At 48.4% G+C, this 18,020-nt stretch carries 9 protein-coding genes; 3 read left to right on the top strand and 6 right to left on the bottom strand.

The features are described from left to right. Positions 1-10: 10 nt before the first annotated feature. The 3 genes from BF9343_RS02835 (at position 11) to BF9343_RS02825 (ending at position 6,563) form a co-directional block, all read left to right on the top strand. Positions 11-3,046 (top strand): efflux RND transporter permease subunit, encoded by a 3,036-nt coding sequence (locus tag BF9343_RS02835; RefSeq protein ID WP_005784705.1) that lies wholly within the window; start codon positions 11-13, stop codon positions 3,044-3,046. After that, complete coding sequence (locus tag BF9343_RS02830; protein WP_010992115.1) at positions 3,043-4,368, top strand: TolC family protein; 1,326 nt, start codon at positions 3,043-3,045, stop codon at positions 4,366-4,368. The genes BF9343_RS02835 and BF9343_RS02830 overlap by 4 nt, the downstream gene beginning before the upstream one ends. A 527-nt stretch (positions 4,369-4,895) precedes the next feature. Then, the gene (locus BF9343_RS02825) at positions 4,896-6,563 is read left to right on the top strand and encodes an amino acid permease (RefSeq protein WP_010992114.1); all 1,668 of its coding nucleotides are present in this window, start codon (positions 4,896-4,898) and stop codon (positions 6,561-6,563) included. Positions 6,564-6,655: 92 nt separating this feature from the next. On the opposite strand, the gene BF9343_RS02820 is transcribed toward BF9343_RS02825, so the two are convergent. The 6 genes from BF9343_RS02820 to hflX all read right to left on the bottom strand — a co-directional run bounded on the left by BF9343_RS02820 (position 6,656) and on the right by hflX (position 17,997). Beyond that, on the bottom strand, positions 6,656-8,812 hold the full coding sequence (locus BF9343_RS02820) for an alpha-N-acetylglucosaminidase (protein ID WP_008658446.1): 2,157 nt from the start codon (positions 8,810-8,812) through the stop codon (positions 6,656-6,658). Between the two features lie 24 nt (positions 8,813-8,836). Beyond that, the gene (locus BF9343_RS02815) at positions 8,837-9,982 is read right to left on the bottom strand and encodes an acyltransferase (protein ID WP_010992113.1); all 1,146 of its coding nucleotides are present in this window, start codon (positions 9,980-9,982) and stop codon (positions 8,837-8,839) included. 132 nt (positions 9,983-10,114) lie between these two features. Beyond that, complete coding sequence (locus BF9343_RS02810; RefSeq protein ID WP_005813403.1) at positions 10,115-11,761, bottom strand: fumarate hydratase; 1,647 nt, start codon at positions 11,759-11,761, stop codon at positions 10,115-10,117. A gap of 423 nt (positions 11,762-12,184) precedes the next feature. After that, positions 12,185-14,698 carry a M1 family metallopeptidase gene (locus BF9343_RS02805; RefSeq protein ID WP_041926166.1) on the bottom strand — a complete coding sequence of 838 codons (2,514 nt, stop codon included), beginning with the start codon at positions 14,696-14,698 and terminating at the stop codon, positions 12,185-12,187. 29 nt (positions 14,699-14,727) lie between these two features. Further along, on the bottom strand, positions 14,728-16,719 hold the full coding sequence (locus tag BF9343_RS02800; RefSeq protein WP_005796342.1) for a DUF4954 family protein: 1,992 nt from the start codon (positions 16,717-16,719) through the stop codon (positions 14,728-14,730). Between the two features lie 24 nt (positions 16,720-16,743). Next, positions 16,744-17,997, bottom strand: a complete 1,254-nt coding sequence (hflX, locus tag BF9343_RS02795; protein ID WP_005796343.1) for a GTPase HflX — start codon at positions 17,995-17,997, stop codon at positions 16,744-16,746. Positions 17,998-18,020: the final 23 nt, after the last annotated feature.

Genomic DNA, 18,020 nt, shown 5'->3' with positions numbered 1-18,020 from the left:
CGACCGCCTTATGAATATATCCGAATTAAGTATACGACGGCCAGTACTCTCAACGGTACTGACCATCATCATTTTGCTCTTTGGACTGATCGGGTACAACTACCTGGGTGTCCGGGAGTATCCATCCGTAGATAACCCTATTATTTCGGTGTCCTGCTCCTATCCGGGTGCAAATGCCGATGTCATCGAGAATCAGATCACCGAACCCCTGGAACAGAACATCAATGGTATTCCGGGCATCCGCTCACTCTCCAGTGTCAGTCAGCAGGGACAAAGCCGTATCACGGTAGAGTTTGAGCTTTCCGTCGACCTGGAAACAGCTGCCAATGACGTGCGTGACAAGGTATCACGCGCCCAACGTTATCTCCCGCGCGACTGCGACCCTCCTACCGTATCGAAAGCCGACGCCGATGCCACCCCTATCCTTATGGTGGCTTTGCAAAGCGACAAACGTTCTTTGCTGGAACTCAGTGAAATTGCCGACCTGACTGTAAAAGAACAGTTGCAAACGATCTCTGACGTAAGTAGTGTCTCCATTTGGGGAGAGAAACGATACTCCATGCGTTTATGGCTCGACCCCATCAAGATGTCCGGTTACGGGATCACTCCTATCGACGTGAAGAATGCGGTAGACAAAGAGAACGTGGAACTCCCTTCAGGTAGTATCGAAGGAAATACAACAGAACTTACCATCCGTACTTTGGGACTGATGCACACTGCAGAAGAGTTCAACAACCTGATCGTCAAAGAAGAGAACGACCGCATCATCCGTTTCAGTGATATCGGACGAGCCGAACTGGGCCCTGCCGACATCAAAAGCTACATGAAGATGAATGGTGTACCCATGGTGGGAATCGTTGTAATCCCCCAGCCGGGTGCCAACCATATAAAGATAGCCGATGCGGTATATGAACGCATGGAGAAGATGCAGAAGGACCTCCCGGAAGACGTGAAGTATTCTTACGGATTCGATAACACCAAATTCATCCGTGCCTCTATCAGCGAAGTGAAAGAAACCGTTTACGTAGCTTTCATCCTAGTTATCATTATTATCTTCCTTTTTCTGCGCGACTGGCGTGTTACGCTGGTTCCCTGCATCGTGATTCCGGTATCGTTGATCGGTGCTTTCTTCGTTATGTATCTGGCGGACTTCTCCATCAACGTGCTCTCCATGCTGGCTGTTGTGCTGGCAGTGGGTCTGGTGGTGGACGACGCTATCGTAATGACGGAAAACATCTATGTCCGCATTGAGAAAGGTATGCCTCCGAAAGAGGCCGGCATCGAAGGGGCTAAAGAGATTTTCTTCGCTGTCATCTCTACCACCATTACGCTGGTTGCCGTATTCTTCCCCATCGTCTTTATGGAGGGGATGACAGGACGACTGTTCCGTGAATTTAGTATTGTTATTTCCGGTTCGGTTATCATCTCCTCTTTTGCGGCTCTGACCTTTACTCCGATGCTAGCCACCAAGTTACTGGTAAAACGGGAGAAACAGAACTGGTTCTATCTGAAAACAGAACCTTTCTTCGAAGGAATGAACCGCCTCTACAGTCGTTCACTGGCTGTTTTCCTCCATAAACGTTGGATTGCCCTGCCTTTTGTAGCAATTACCATTGGCATCATTGCCTTCTTGTGGAATTACATCCCGGCAGAAATGGCTCCGTTGGAAGACCGTTCACAAATCAGTATCAATACCCGTGGAGCCGAAGGTGTGACCTATGAATACATCCGGGACTATACGGAAGACATCAATGACCTCGTAGACTCGATTGTACCGGATGCCGAATCGGTAACCGCCCGTGTATCGAGTGGTAGCGGTAATGTGCGCATCACGCTGAAAGACATGAAAGACCGTGACTACACCCAGATGGATGTAGCTGAAAAATTGTCGGCAGCAGTACAGAAAAAGACGATGGCGCGTTCATTCGTCCAGCAGTCATCTTCTTTTGGCGGACGGCGTGGCGGTATGCCCGTCCAATACGTATTGCAGGCCACTAATATCGAAAAGCTACAGGAAGTACTGCCCAAGTTCATGGCGAAGGTTTACGAGAACCCGGTATTCCAGATGGCAGACGTAGACCTGAAGTTCAGCAAACCGGAGGCACGTATCAATATCAATCGCGACAAAGCCAGCATCATGGGGGTAAGTACACGTAACATCGCACAGACCCTGCAATACGGTCTGAGCGGACAGCGAATGGGCTACTTCTATATGAACGGCAAGCAATATGAGATCTTAGGAGAAATCAACCGCCAGCAACGTAACACACCTGCCAATCTGAAATCGATCTACATTCGTAGTGACAAAGGAGATATGGTGCAATTGGACAACCTGATTGAACTGACCGGTGGCATCGCGCCTCCGAAACTGTATCGTTACAATCGTTTCGTTTCGGCCACTGTTTCCGCCGGACTGGCCGAAGGAAAAACCATCGGACAAGGATTGGACGAAATGGACAAGATAGCCAAAGAGACGCTGGACGACACGTTCCGCACAGCATTGACCGGTGATTCGAAAGAATATCGCGAGAGTTCTTCAAGTCTGATGTTTGCTTTTATTCTGGCCATTGTACTGATTTACCTGATCCTGGCAGCACAGTTCGAGAGTTTCAAAGACCCGCTGATCATTATGCTGACCGTCCCCCTGGCTATTGCAGGCGCATTGGTATTCATGTATTTTGGAGGTATCACAATGAACATCTTCAGCCAGATCGGCATTATTATGCTGATTGGACTGGTGGCTAAAAACGGTATCCTGATCGTAGAGTTTGCCAACCTGAAACAAGAAACGGGTGAGGATAAGATGACAGCCATCAAAGATGCGGCGTTACAACGCCTGCGTCCTATCCTGATGACAAGTGCTTCTACCATCCTGGGATTAATCCCGCTGGCTTTCGCCTCGGGTGAAGGTTGCAACCAACGTATCGCAATGGGTACGGCTGTAGTGGGAGGTATGTTGGTATCTACCCTGCTGACCATGTACATCGTACCTGCCATTTACAGTTATATTTCGACGAACCGAAGTAATAAATTAAAGCAAGAATGAAACAGATCGTCTTATCTATCATAGCATTGTGCTGTGCTCCTTTTGCCATGCAGGCACAGCAGCCACAAATATATACCCTGAAATCCTGCCTGGAGTATGGACTTCAGAATAACTACTCCCTGCAAATAGTCCGCAATGAAGAGCAAGTGAGCAGGAACAACGCCACCCCGGGCAACGCAGGCTATCTGCCGACACTCGATTTTACGGCAGGATACAAGGGGACAGTGGACAACACTAATACCAAGGTCCGGGCCACCGGAGAATCAGTAAAAGAAAACGGTGTCTTCGACCAAACCTTGAATGTGGGTCTGAACTTGAACTGGACCATCTTCGATGGCTTTAACATTACAGCCAATTACCAGAAACTGAAAGAGCTGCAACTACAGGGAGAAACCAATACCCGTATCGCCATCGAGGACCTGATAGCCAATCTGGCAGCCGAATATTACAACTATGTTCAGCAAAAAATCCGCTTGCAGAATTTCCGTTATGCGGTATCTTTGTCGAAAGAGCGCCTGCGAATCGTAGAAGAACGTTACCACATCGGTAACTTCTCCCGTCTGGACTATCAACAGGCAAAAGTGGACTTCAACGCCGACAGCGCCAAATACATGAAGCAACAGGAATTGCTGCATACCTCGCGCATCCAGTTAAACGAACTGATGGCCAACGAAGATGTGGATCAACCGCTCGTGATAGAAGACAGCATTATAAAAGTGAATGCCGGGCTTCGATTCGAAGAGTTGTGGAATGCTACCTTACTGACGAACGCGTCACTGTTGAAAGCTGAACAAAACAACACGCTCGCCATGCTGGACTATAAGAAAGTAAACTCGCGCAACTACCCTTACCTGAAGATGAATACCGGATACGGATATACCTTCAATAAGTACGATATTGCCGCTAATAGCCAAAGAGGTAATCTGGGAGCCAATTTGGGAGTAACGGTAGGCTTCAACATCTTCGATGGAAATCGCCGACGCGAAAAGAACAATGCACGCATTGCCATAAAAAATGCCCGCCTTCAACGTGAACAACTGGAACAAGGGCTTAAAGCAGACCTTAGCAATCTGTGGCAGGCCTACCAGAATAATCTGCAAATGCTGAAACTGGAACGACAGAATCTAGTAGCCGCCAAAGAGAATCACGAGATAGCTATGGAACGCTACATGCTAGGCAACCTTTCGGGTATCGAAATGCGGGAAGCGCAGAAAAGTTTGCTGGATGCCGAAGAACGCATACTTTCGGCTGAATACGATACCAAGTTATGTGAGATTTCACTTTTACAAATCAGTGGAAAGATCACGAAATACCTGGAATAGAATGGGAATATCCGAAGAATGGGTGGGATAAGCCACAAAAGTCTACACTCCTCCCCATACAAACATACGCCCCGTTGGTTTAAAGCCTAAGGCCTATCGGTTTAAAACCAAGCCCCCTTTCCTTTGAAACCAACGGGGCTTTGGTTTTAAAGGTATTTTCACGTTGGTACAATACTATCTATCAGCACATTGTGAGTGAGACATTCGCCAAAGCAGGCTCCTCGGTTCGCATCTTAATTACTGACAAAAAGAACTACAAATCCACTTCCGAGAGATGTGTCGAAACTCTTTTCACCACAGAGTAGCACAGAGTCTTTTTATGAATAATCAACAACTTAGAATCGGCTCAGTGTTACTCTGCGTCTTTTGTGGTGGGTTTTGACACCTCCTCAATCCCTAAAAGTGAACATCCTATGACCGTATGTGTTATGAATTAATTATCTTTGCAACTTCAAATAAATAGCTAAGTCTGGAAAAGAATTACCTATTCCAAATACAACCATAACCAGTAAAGAAAAAACAAGAAGATGGGATTATTCATAAAGAAACCCTTTGAAGCCCTATTGGCAGAGGCCAATGTGTCGGGCAGTAAATCATTAAAACGAGTATTAGGCCCCTGGAGTCTGGTAGCACTGGGCGTCGGTGTTATCATCGGAGCAGGACTCTTCTCAATCACCGGCACCGTAGCAGCGGGCTACACCGGACCGGCCATCACCCTTTCATTCGCCATAGCTGCACTAGGATGCTGCTTCGCAGGACTCTGCTACGCTGAGTTCGCTTCTATGATTCCGGTGGCAGGCAGTGCTTATACGTATTCATACGCCACCATGGGCGAACTGATAGCCTGGATCATCGGCTGGGATCTCGTTCTCGAATATACCGTAGCAGCCACTACCGTCAGTATCAGTTGGAGCCGATATCTCGTCGTCTTTCTTGAAGGACTCGATATACATCTGCCGCAAGCCCTGACCGCCTGCCCATGGGATGGGGGAATCGTCAATATCCCGGCGTTCCTGATCGTAGTGTTGATGAGCATCTTCCTGATTCGCGGAACAGAAGGCAGCTCCATCTTCAACGGCATCGTTGTATTTCTCAAAGTATCGGTGATCGCCATATTCGTTGTCCTGGGCTGGAAATATATCAATGCCGACAACTATACTCCATACATCCCCGCCAATACAGGTACACTTGGCGAATACGGTCTCTCGGGTGTCCTGCGTGGAGCCGCCATCGTTTTCTTTGCTTTCCTGGGATTCGATGCCGTCAGTACGGCTGCACAGGAAACAAAAAATCCGAAACGGAATATGCCGATCGGTATCCTGGTATCACTCTTGGTATGTACCGTACTTTATATGCTGTTTGCCCACGTAATGACAGGAGTAGCCCATTATACCGAATTTAGCGGCCAGCAGGGCATCGCACCGGTAGCCATTGCCATCGAACACATGGGACATGCCGATGCAACAGGCATCATTCACCCGGATTATCCGTGGCTGAACCGTGCCATCGTTCTTGCCATCCTGTTCGGCTATTGTTCGGTCATTATGGTTACTTTATTGGGGCAAAGCCGTGTTTTCCTGAGCATGAGCCATGACGGACTACTTCCCCCCTTCTTTTCACACATCAACGAGAAGTTCCGTACACCGGCGCGCAGCAACCTCCTGTTTATGCTGATAGTGGGCCTGCTAGCCGCATTTGTTCCGGCACGCCTGGCGGGAGAGATGACCAGCATCGGTACACTGATGGCTTTCACACTGGTATGCGCAGCCGTCCTCGTAGTGCGAAAGACCATGCCGAACATACCCCGTTCATTTAAAACTCCGTTTGTGCCTCTCGTCCCCATTCTGGGAATACTCACTTGTCTGTGCATGATGCTTTTCCTTCCAGCCGATACCTGGATACGATTAGTACTGTGGATGCTGATCGGACTGGACATCTATGTCGGCTACGGCATGAAACACAGTAAACTGGAACATGGTGTGAAAAATCGCCGGGGACAATCGGCATTGAACATGATCGGCATTGCACTGTCTCTGCTTTGTGTCATTACCGGCTTATGGCATCAGCAGACTGTAGGTTGGAATGAAAGTAAAGCATTGCTGATCATCTCGTTTGTTTTCGCATTTACGCATTGTGCATATTATATGATGCGGATATGGAAAGGGACAACAAAACAAACGAATGACAACGGTTAACTCTGAGGAAAGGAGGTATATAAAACTGTTTTCACCACAGATTACACAGATTATCAAAAACAATGACCTGTGTTATCTGTGGTAGAAAAGTCTTATTCAACCGCTTGCATCACCTGCTTCGCTACTTCAATGCAGTCTCCTTCCGCCTCGGCAGAATAGGGATTGGCAGCTTTCGTCCAAGGTTCCTCTATGGCATAGAAATCAATTTCCGCAGGGGTCTTTCCCTCTATCCGCTGAGAAAGAAAGTCGAAATATAGTTTCCAACGCATGTAATAGAAATCTTTCAGCAAGCCGTTCCACTCTTTGTGAGCATAGTCTCGGAGACCACCGTAATCGGCCGCGTTCCGGTTACCCCAGGTCGTAATCTGTACACGGGCATTCCATTCGTACAATTCCTTTTCTTCGGGTGTATCACCCAACGCACGCGCCTCTTCAATCCACTTTCCTACTCGAAACTCCGGACGGGTTCCCAACAGTTTATCCTGCAACAAAATCAGGTCGAGGAACTTTCCCGATGCCAGTGCAAAGAGTTGTTTATCACCTGCACGATAAGCGGCAGTCACAGCTTTCTGCATCAGACGTCCCTTCTCTGCCAGTGCCTGGCGGACAATATCTACCAGATCGTATTCAAAATTATTGTTACCTTTAAAGCGATCGGCTACGGAAACCATCAGGCGGGCAGCTTCTATCACCTCCTGCGGACGGTAGTAATCTTTCATTTCCGACCAGCTGGACACCTGGTACACATCTTCCGCCGGACGGGCACAAAATACAGATTCGTGTGTCCCCTGCTGGGTCAGGTTCTTCGGCGAGTTATAAATAGAGTTCGCCAGATTGGTCCAGGCAGCCTGTACCACCGGATCATCAACGCCATAACGGGCTTTTACATACTCCTTCAGCCACTCTTCCTTCGTGAACCGGTCGGGACGCCAAGGCAGCTCCATCACCAGCTCGTACATCACCGGATTGTTTTCAATCCCTTCAGGAGTCATTCCCACCCCTTTCAGCGTAGCGCTTGCATGCGGATCGGCTTTGGCAAGATAGAAGTTATCGATCACATTGTCCATCTTTCCGTGCAATCCCACATTGCCACCATAATTCAAAAGCATACAATAGATCCAATCGTGCTGCCCGTATCCGTTCTTGCGATACCACTCGGAAGTAGAATCTCCCCACTGCGGACGGCACTCACTGGTCAGGTCAAGTATCAGCAAATCTCCAGCTTTCAGGTTCTCAATCATCTTGGGACGCGGATTTGCCTGCCAGGCCTGAGCCACCCAGACAGCCTTCGGATTGGCCTTCTTCATAGCTTTCATCACTGCCTTACCGGCTGCATCGAGGTCGACACCTGCAGTGTTTCCCCCTTCGTGAAAGGGGTCCATAGAGTAAAAGTTAGCTTTGCCGTACAGTTTCTCAAGTTCTTTGTAGTAAAGAGAAGAAATCTCCTCGAAACGCGGATCACTCGGTTGCAGGAACGCCGGACGACGGTAGCCGCACCATGTTCCCGGGTCGGATACGTTCAGGCCGAGTTTCTCTTTCGCATTATGGGGTACCATACCGCAATAGCCCGGAAGCACCGGCTCTATACCGTATTCGCGCATACGCTTCAGGATCTTTTTTTGCAAAGCAATCTGCCGGGTATACCAGCTGTCGGGATTGGGACCACCCCAACCTTCCAAGTTATTCATCAGCCACCAGGCAAAAAATCCCGGACCCGAAATGAATTCATTGATCTCTGTCTTGGTATATCCCAACTTATCAAGTACATTGTGCCACACAGCCTCAGCTCCGGTCACCGCCAAAGGAATATTGATGCCGTGTAGAGCCATCCAGTCAATCTCTTTCTCCCATCGGTTCCAATCCCAGAAAGCCATAGAGTAAGAGAAAGTACAATAATTCAGGTCGTAGCGGTAGGGCAATGTTGTTTCCCTGCGTTCTTTCTTTGTCACCGGCGGAAGTACAGCCGGCAGTTTCGCCTGCATTCCGTTCCATGAGAGATGAATACCTGCGTAATACTTCAGATACCAATTCAGCCCGGTGGCAATGCTTACATAGTTATTTCCACGAATAACGACTTTATCACCTTTCTGGTCGAGTTCAAAGAAGTCGGCATCGGACTTCACCTGCTCGATAATAAACTTCTTCGAAGCTCCTTTGTCAATGCGCTCCAACAATCCGGTTACCGGAGAAGCCATTGCCCAAGAAGCGACACAAAGTAAAATTGTTAATAGTATTGATTTACGATTCATAAATAATATGCTTTAATTACAGTTTTATCCCATAATCCATTTCGCCTTCTTGCCCAGCACACGATAGACAGTCCACACAATCAGCCACGAAGCACCGAAGGCAAAAACAGACGCCACCGGTATCTGAATACCCAGAGGTACACCTAACGTACGTACCAACACTACGGAAGGGCCGGTAAAGAAATAGTGTATCATATAGATGCCGAAACCACACAAAGTGAGGTTGGCAAGTGCCTTCCTGATCCCCTCCGAATGGAAATTCACCTTCTTGCAAAGCATAAACACGGGAATGGTCATCATCACTACATTCAGGGAACAATAAGTGAAGAAGAGTTCGAGCATCTCGTCGCTAAACTCCGGCAAAGCCGTGATGTAGCGGAAGCCAAAGAAGGTAACGGCATATCCTATTACAAACATCGGCAGACCGATTGCCAGGATCTTACCCAAAGACCAGTCAAGGTTGCGCAGATAGTGTCCCAACAACAGATAGCCATTGAAACCGGCAAAGTAATAAAGCATGCCGAACGCATTCCATGAACAGGTTCCCCAAAGGTATTGTGCCACAAACTGGTTGTAGTATGGCAACAACAGAGTGACAGCCCATGCACCGAGAAACCACAGCTTCGCCTTATCGGATGCTTTCTCCACCCAGGCAGAAAAGACGGGGAGGTAAAGATACAGACCGATCAGCAGGTAAATATACCACATGTGTACATCTACTATGGAGAAATTAAAAGGAATCTGAGCAATGTAGTCCAAAGAGACAGGCAGCGACTGGCGCATCACTTCCTCGCCCGAATAAGGGAAAAAGTCGAGAATGACTTCCGGTTTGATGCCCAACACTCCGGTGATCCAGGGAAACAGATTGTAGATAACGGACCAGATCAGAAACGGCCACAGGACGCGCGGAATGCGTTTCTTATAAAAGACAGAGATCTCGCCGCGCACCGGAAGAAGCAGTGCTCCGGTAATCATCACGAACAGGGGGACGCAAGGACGAAGCAAGGCTCCGTAGATGGCACCCCAGAGTTTTATTTCGCCAATATTGGGCGGTGTGCCCGGATAAAAGTTAAAAGGGTCTGTGCAGTGACAACAGACAACGGTAAACATGGCTACGAAGCGGACAACGTCCAGCCAGACAATGTGTTGAGGATTCTTTTGTAGTTCCATCGGTGGTTCGTTTTACTGATAATGATCAAGGTATTTATAATGAGAAAGGCATCTGTATAACACAGCATACAGACGCCTCTCACTCGAGTTAAAATGATAAACAACTATTATTAATAGTCACTTACCCATTTCTTATTTGTTGCTGCAAGAACCGCAACGGGGTTTTATCTGCTTAAAGAAGTCGTTACCCTTGTCATCTACAAGAATAAATGCGGGGAAGTCCTCTACTTCGATCTTCCAGATAGCTTCCATACCCAATTCCGGATATTCTACGCATTCGATGCTCTTGATATTGTTCTGGGCAAGGATAGCAGCCGGACCACCGATTGAACCAAGGTAGAAACCGCCATACTTCTTACAAGCATCGGTCACCTGCTGGCTACGGTTACCTTTTGCCAACATAATCATGCTGCCGCCATGGCTCTGGAACAAGTCCACATAGGGATCCATACGTCCGGCAGTAGTCGGTCCCATCGAACCGCAAGCCATGCCGGCAGGAGTTTTAGCCGGACCGGCATAATAAATCGGATGGTCTTTGATATATTGAGGCAGATCTTCGCCGCGATCCAGACGTTCTTTCAGTTTAGCGTGAGCGATATCACGGCCTACGATGATCGTACCGTTGAGTGACAGACGTGTAGCTACCGGATATTTAGTCAGTTCCTTCAGGATATCCGCCATCGGCTGGTTCAGGTCGATTTTCACTACATCGCCTTCACCTGCGCCACGCAGTTCTGCGGGAATCAGACTGCCCGGATTAGAATCGAGTTTTTCAATCCAGATACCGTCTTTATTGATCTTACATTTGATGTTACGGTCGGCAGAACAAGATACACCCAAGCCCACCGGACAAGAAGCTCCGTGACGGGGCAGACGGATGATACGTACATCGTGTGCCAGATATTTACCGCCAAACTGTGCTCCCAAACCGATCTTTTGGGCTTCGGCAAGTACCTCTTTCTCCAGTTCTACGTCGCGGAAAGCACGACCATACTCATTACCGGTAGTCGGCAACTCGTCGTAATAGTGGGTAGAAGCCAGTTTCACAGTCAGCAGATTCTTCTCAGCCGAAGTACCGCCGATAACGAATGCAATATGATAAGGAGGACAAGCCGCTGTACCCAGTGTCTTCATCTTCTCAACCAGGAACGGAACCAGAGTGCCCGGATTCAGGATCGCTTTTGTCTCCTGATACAGATAAGTCTTATTGGCAGAACCACCACCCTTGGTCACACACAGGAATTTGTACTCCATGCCTTCCGTAGCCTCGATATCGATCTGGGCCGGCAGATTGCACTTCGTGTTCACCTCGTCGTACATGTTGAGCGGAGCATTCTGTGAATAACGCAGGTTTTCTTCCGTATATGTCTTGTAAACACCCAATGACAAAGCTTCTTCATCGCAATAGCCTGTCCATACCTGCTGTCCTTTTTCACCGTGGATGATAGCCGTACCGGTATCCTGGCAGAAAGGAAGTATACCTTTGGCAGCCACTTCAGCGTTGCGCAGGAAAGTCAATGCCACGTATTTGTCGTTTTCACTTGCTTCCGGGTCGCTCAGAATCTTCGCTACCTGCTCGTTGTGCGCACGGCGAAGCATGAAAGATACGTCGCGGAAAGCAGTATTAGCCATCGCTGTCAGACCTTCTTTCTGTACTTTCAGCACAGGTGTTCCTTCGAACTCGCTTACTGACACATAGTCTTTGGTAAGCAGATAATACTCGGTTTTATCTTCCCCATGTTCGAACATAGGTTGATACTTAAACGGAGGTGTTGCCATATCTCTTAATTTTATTACGTAATGTTAGTTAGTGAGGCAAAGGTAAGAATAGTTTTCCAAAGTATGAATAAAGTGGCAGATTTTGTCAAGAGCGGATTTACTTATTATTAACGTTCGGAAGGCGTTTCCACAGAAAAGCGGGAGCCATTCCGGAAGAGAGCCTCTCTTCTGCAAGATGCCGGTGTCTGTTCGGGCAAATGCCAGTGTCTGTTTTGGGCGAAGCAAGGCTCTCCGGAGCACGAAGCAACCGTCTTGAAGGGTTGGAAAGCCACAGGGTTGGAGACACCGGAAGGCAGGGATACAAAAAAAGAGGAAGCTTCGCGGGCTTCCTCTTCTATGGCATTCTAATTTGAATCTAAATCATGAATCTGTTAGCAAAGATACAACATCGGAGTGCCAAAGCCAAGCATTCCGGTGATTATTTTAATTGTTTGCCCGGTACAACGGATAGGCTGCCTGCAGTATCTTGTTCTTCAAAAGCGGTGAATAATCGGGACGCTCGTTCAGGAAGCGTACCACTTCTTCGTAAGCCGATGAACCGAGATGATTGCCCAGCAAAGCTGCCGCCCAATTTTTGGGAAAGAAAATATCTCCGGTGCGTTGTACCTCTTCCAGCACCTCCAGTCCCGGACGAATGTACTTCACCGACTGATCCTCACGCAACGGATGGTTCAGGTATCGAATGACAGCAGTCGTCCAAGGCTCTATCCGGCGGTTTTCTGCCGCCAGCAGGCTGTTGAACAGAGTATCGAGCCGCGCAGTATCGGATACGGCTGCCCGTGAGATAAAGTCGAACTGCCGCAAACGATCCGGATCGTCAATACGTGCCCGCTGTGTGCGGAGTATCTGTTCGCTCTCCAAAGGCATGCGAATAGCCAGTTCGTAGGCTAAAGTTGTATAATCCTGTCGGTTCAGATGTTTGTCGGACTGCTGTTGCCACAAAATGTAGAGCTTCTTCACCATCGGTTCGGAAATGGCATTCTGCATGAAAAGGCGCATCAATTGTATCCGGCACGAAGGCAACGGATGATTCTGTGTCATCGTATAAATGCGGGCTTCTACTTCTGCCCGGTTTGCCGGAGCTATCTCCCACATGACATTCGCCAGATAACCACTGGCTGTAGAAGCCACCAAAGCGTTCTTCTCGGCCGGAAGCCCTGTTATCAGGCTGTTGACCCAGTCGTCCGCCGAGATGTGTTTGGCCAGATAATTTTCATAGAGCACCATCAGCAGCGATTGGCGGGCCGTATCATCTTCTATCTCCCACCAATGTGCCGCCAGCCAATGCAGAGCAGGCTCGTCGGGCACAAATACCCCATAGCCTCTACCATCGGTATTGGGCAATACGCGCGAAGGCACAAACGGAAGTTGCATCCGGAACAGGGTATCTGTCATATTCACCCGGATCACCGAATCGCGCTCTCCGCAAAGAGTAACGGCAAAACGTTGCGGCCAGAACAATCCCCGGTTGTAGGGATCATGCTGGCGAATTTCCAGTTCTTGCCCGTCTGTCCGGAAAGTTAACGTAGGCATCCCTTTCCGGTTCACCCATACATCACTGAAGGCGGCCAGGTCCTCGGTCGTCTTACTGTCCAGAATACGGATCAGGTCGTCCCAGGTGGCATTATCGTACGAGTAGGTCTTCAGGTACTCCTGTATACCACTCCGGAAATTGGTTTCCCCCATCTTGTCGACCAGTTTTTCCATCATCACGGGAGCCTTGTTATAGATGATCTGCCCATAGATCAATCCGGCATTACGCAAGTTATCAAGCGGTTGGCGGATGGCATTCGTCCCCATAGTACGATCCTCGGAAAGTGAAGCTGCCGTAAAGGTCTTGAGTTTATTCTGGGTGTGATTGATCTCCGGAAACAGGGGTTCGACAATCCGGGCTGCAAAATAGTTGGCAAAAACTTCTTTAGTCCATACGTCGTCAAACCAATCCATGGTAACCAAATCGCCAAACCACATGTGCGACGTTTCATGGGCAATCAGCTCAGCCCGATTCAACTCCTCGTCCGGCGTAGGGTGTTCACTCAGGAAAATCCCGTTATCATTATATAAGGTAGCCCCTGTATGTTCCATCCCGCCAAACTGAAAACCGGGCAGAACAATAAAATCGTACTTGGCAAACGGATATGCAATGCCAGTATACTCTTCAAGCCAATGGAGCGATGCCATCACCTGCCCGAAGACAATATCCAACTGAGCTACTTTCTTAGGATCGGTCTCCCGGTAATAAGCAGCGATGGTACGTCCGTCCCGGGTATACTCCCGACGCTCCAACTTTCCGGCTACAAACGAGAACAGGTACGTACTAAGAGGTTCGGTCGGTGCAAAACAGACGGTCTTACGATCGTCGGTTACCGTCTCACTCCGGATGTATGTATTAGAAACAGCTTTCCAGTCTGCGGGAAGTTCAAGCTGTAAAGTGAACTCCGCCTTCAAATTGGGCTGCTCAAAACAGGGGAATACGGTACGGGCACGGTCGGGCACCAGCAATGTGTAGAGGTATTCGTCGTTCCGGTTCAGTGACTGATTGCCGGCGGTGAAACGAATCCGTATTCCATTCGCTCCTTCCACTGTCGACGAAGCAGGCAGAATGATGTGCTCATTCTCAAAACGCACCTTGTCCACCGGCACTCCGTTGGCTATAACCTCTTTGATCTTCTCACGCTCTTCCCGAAAGTCTATCAGGACTTCCTGTCGGGAAGCCAAATCAAAGCGCAAGGTAATATCGCCCTCAATGGCAGCCTCTTTCTGTCGCGGGATATTGAAACTAAGTTCATACTTCAGATTCTTAATCTGGGCCTTGCGGTGCCCGGCTAGTTCCCTGGAAACGCCGGCATCATAAAAACGAGGGTTCTTTTCTGCTGCCCGGTTACAACCGGACAGCAGAATGAACCCGATCATTCCAAATAAGATATGTATTTTCATAGTAAATATTATATAACTCGTACCCTCTCTCACGCCAATTGCCCGATGCGGTTAATCAGTTCTTCTCCCAAAGCGGTCTTATCATCAATATGCTTCAGCACGGCGGTAACAAACGGATTACTCTCAAAATCGCCGCGAACCTGACCGAAGTCGAGCTTCATTTCGTCACGTGAACCGTCGGCACCAAAGCCCGTCATAGACGAAAGTGAGAACTCCTTGCGAGCATCATCGTATACCATGCGGTCAAGTCCTACCACCGCTTCACGCCAGGCGCGAACGATGGCGATGATATCTTTTGCTGTAATGGTTTCGGGATTCAAGCCATAAAATTCCTGTATCTTATGGTAAGCCCATGTCCATTCGTAAGTATAGTAATTATCGTGCATGGCGGCAAAACAGGCATTCATACTCTTCAGACGGTTAATCTCACCGCTTTCAATGCCGTCTATCAGCTTCTCCACTTCACTTTTGGGAGCAATCAAACCGGCAATATCCACCCATTCGCCTACCCCGATTTCCGTATCCGGCTTCAGACGCCGGCGTATCTCTTCATTATCTTTAAAGTTGATCCCTTCAAGACGCTTGATGATGGAGTTGCCAAGAAACTTATGGATGGCTATCTCGTAATAGCGTATACCGCTATTCAACGAGGAGTTTTTAATTTTGGCACTCTGATAAGAGTAGATTTCCGAAGTCTCGCCCGACACCCTCTTCAACTCTTTCAGGATAGAGCGTCCCTTAAACATCTTCTGAATGGTATACGGACTGAGAAGGTTATAGTTGATATAATCCAGCCGGTTCGGGTCTGTACGTTTGTCACGTTTCGGCCACTTTTGGGCATCACGGATGGTACCCACACTACGCAGGTTGACTCCCGGAACCAGATACGTGGTATTCTGTTGCTCAATCAGGTAGGAGAAAGGCAGGTTCGATGTATCGGCATGGTTCACATGACGCCCCATCACCAGCGAAAAAGCGCCTACACGGGCCGGCCATAAGATGTATGAATCGGAAGTAGTCTTAGCTCCCCTTTCCAACGTTCCTTGATGAATCGGTCCCAGTTTATACATGTGATTGCTCTGATTCGATCCTGAACCGGCGTTCATAAACGAGAACATACCGGCTATCAGTAAGGTCGATTTATGATGGGTGACGGTGTACGGCCCGGCAAAAATAGCACATGCTTCACCGTTCTCTCCTTGGCAGTTGCTAAAGAACAGCGAGTCGGAAGCGGAATAATTGTGCCCCAACTGACAGGCTTGTCCCACAAAACAACGGGTCAGCATGGCCCCGTCGTCGACATGGGAACCGGAGGAAATAATAAAATCATCGCAAATAACGCCGTGTCCGATATGCACCGGGGCAGACTCGTTACTGTTGATGCTCCCATTGTACAGACGGCACGTCCCGCAGATCCGGCAGAAATCCCCGATACGCACATTCTTGATAGAACCGGTATTGAGAATCATCACATGGTTGCCGATGGTTCCCACCGCCGAAGCGTGTTTATTGGAATAATAGTCTGTAATCTCTTTCATCCGGCTGATCAGTTCCGGACGATGCCGGTAAAGAGCCAGGATATAGGCTTGATGGGCAGAGAGTTTGTCGTTAATCAGCACTTCACGACCTCCCGTCTCGTTCAGTACGGCAGTTTCTACTCCGTTGCCAAACTGAGTCAAGCCGTCCACCAGGATGATATCTACATTCTCAATGAAAGTATTGTTTCCTATCTCATAGTTGGCAATGTAGTTCTGAATGTTCTCGATACAGCAATTATCACCAACAGTCACATTATGCAGGGTGACATGTCTCAGGCCGGAATGTTTTTTGATTCCACCCGGCAGGATAAAATCCGAATGGAACACTCCCAGTTTCACCTCACCCGAGAAACGGGTGTGATGTACAAATTCGGTTGTGAACTCTTCGGCTACTGCAACCTTATTCCAGTCATCGGCCAGACACGACTGGCTCTTCAACTGAAGCACTTCATCTTCAGTCAGTCTACGGTAAGTCTTTCCCATACTCCTCTTGTTACAAACTACAAATTACTCTTCTTCTTCGTAGGTCTGATAAAGAAAGTCATTATAGGGATACTTCTGTACGTGCAATTCTTTCACTCGCTGATAAACCACACTCTTCAGTTCGTCTATATTGATTTTCTCACGGGCGGAGATGAACAGGCAATTGTCCTCCATCTTGGCCATCCACGTTTTCATCAGTTCTTCGAGTGTCAAGTTTTCCTTTGTTTTGGGGGTAAGGTCGTCCGGCGCCTTTTCTACATAAGTATAGGCGTCTATCTTATTGAATATTAAAATCATCGGTTTCCCGCCTCCTCCGATATCGGCCAGCGTTTTGTTCACCACCTCAATCTGTTCTTCAAATCCGGGATGCGAAATATCTACTACATGAACCAACAAGTCGGCCTCACGTACTTCGTCGAGGGTCGACTTAAAGGAATCTACCAAGTCAGTAGGTAACTTACGGATAAACCCGACGGTATCGGAGAGCAAGAAAGGCAGATTATCGATAATCACCTTGCGCACCGTCGTATCGAGTGTGGCAAACAGCTTGTTCTCCGCAAAGACTTCACTCTTGGCCAACAGGTTCATCATGGTCGATTTGCCAACGTTGGTGTAACCCACCAAGGCCACACGGATCATACGCCCGCGGTTCTTGCGCTGGGTAGACTTCTGTTTATCTATTTCAGCAAGGCGTTCTTTAAGCAGCGACATACGGTTCAGGATGATACGGCGGTCCATCTCCAACTGGGTCTCACCCGGACCGCGAAGTCCTACCGAACCGCCTTTACCACTTCCGGAACCACCACCCTGACGCTCAAGGTGAGTCCAAAGGCGTTGCAGACGGGGCAACATGTATTTATACTGGGCCAGCTCCACCTGAGTTTTAGCGTTGGCAGTCTGGGCACGCATGGCAAATATATCGAGAATCAGCGAAGTACGGTCCAGTATCTTCACCTTCAGTTCCGCTTCGATGTTACGTATCTGCTTGGCTGAAAGTTCGTCATCAAAAATGACCATTCCCACTTCCCGGTCTTCTTCAGCCTCTATCCTTATATATTCTTTTATTTCTTCCAGTTTTCCTTTCCCTACATAAGTCACTGAGTTAGCCGTCGGCAACTTCTGCGTAAACCTTTTCACTACTTCCGCCCCGGCTGTCTCAGCCAGAAATGCCAGTTCGTCGAGATACTCGTTAGTCTTGCGTTCATCTTGCGTCTGCGTAATGAGACCCACCAGAACAGCTGTTTCGACTTTGGCTTCGGATATTACAAATTCTTTCATTCTACTTTATACCTTATTATAAT

This window comes from Bacteroides fragilis NCTC 9343 (assembly GCF_000025985.1).
Lineage (GTDB): Bacteria > Bacteroidota > Bacteroidia > Bacteroidales > Bacteroidaceae > Bacteroides > Bacteroides fragilis.
The sequence above is the reverse complement of the archived record's forward strand: the minus strand, read 5'-3'. Positions and strand labels throughout refer to the sequence as shown.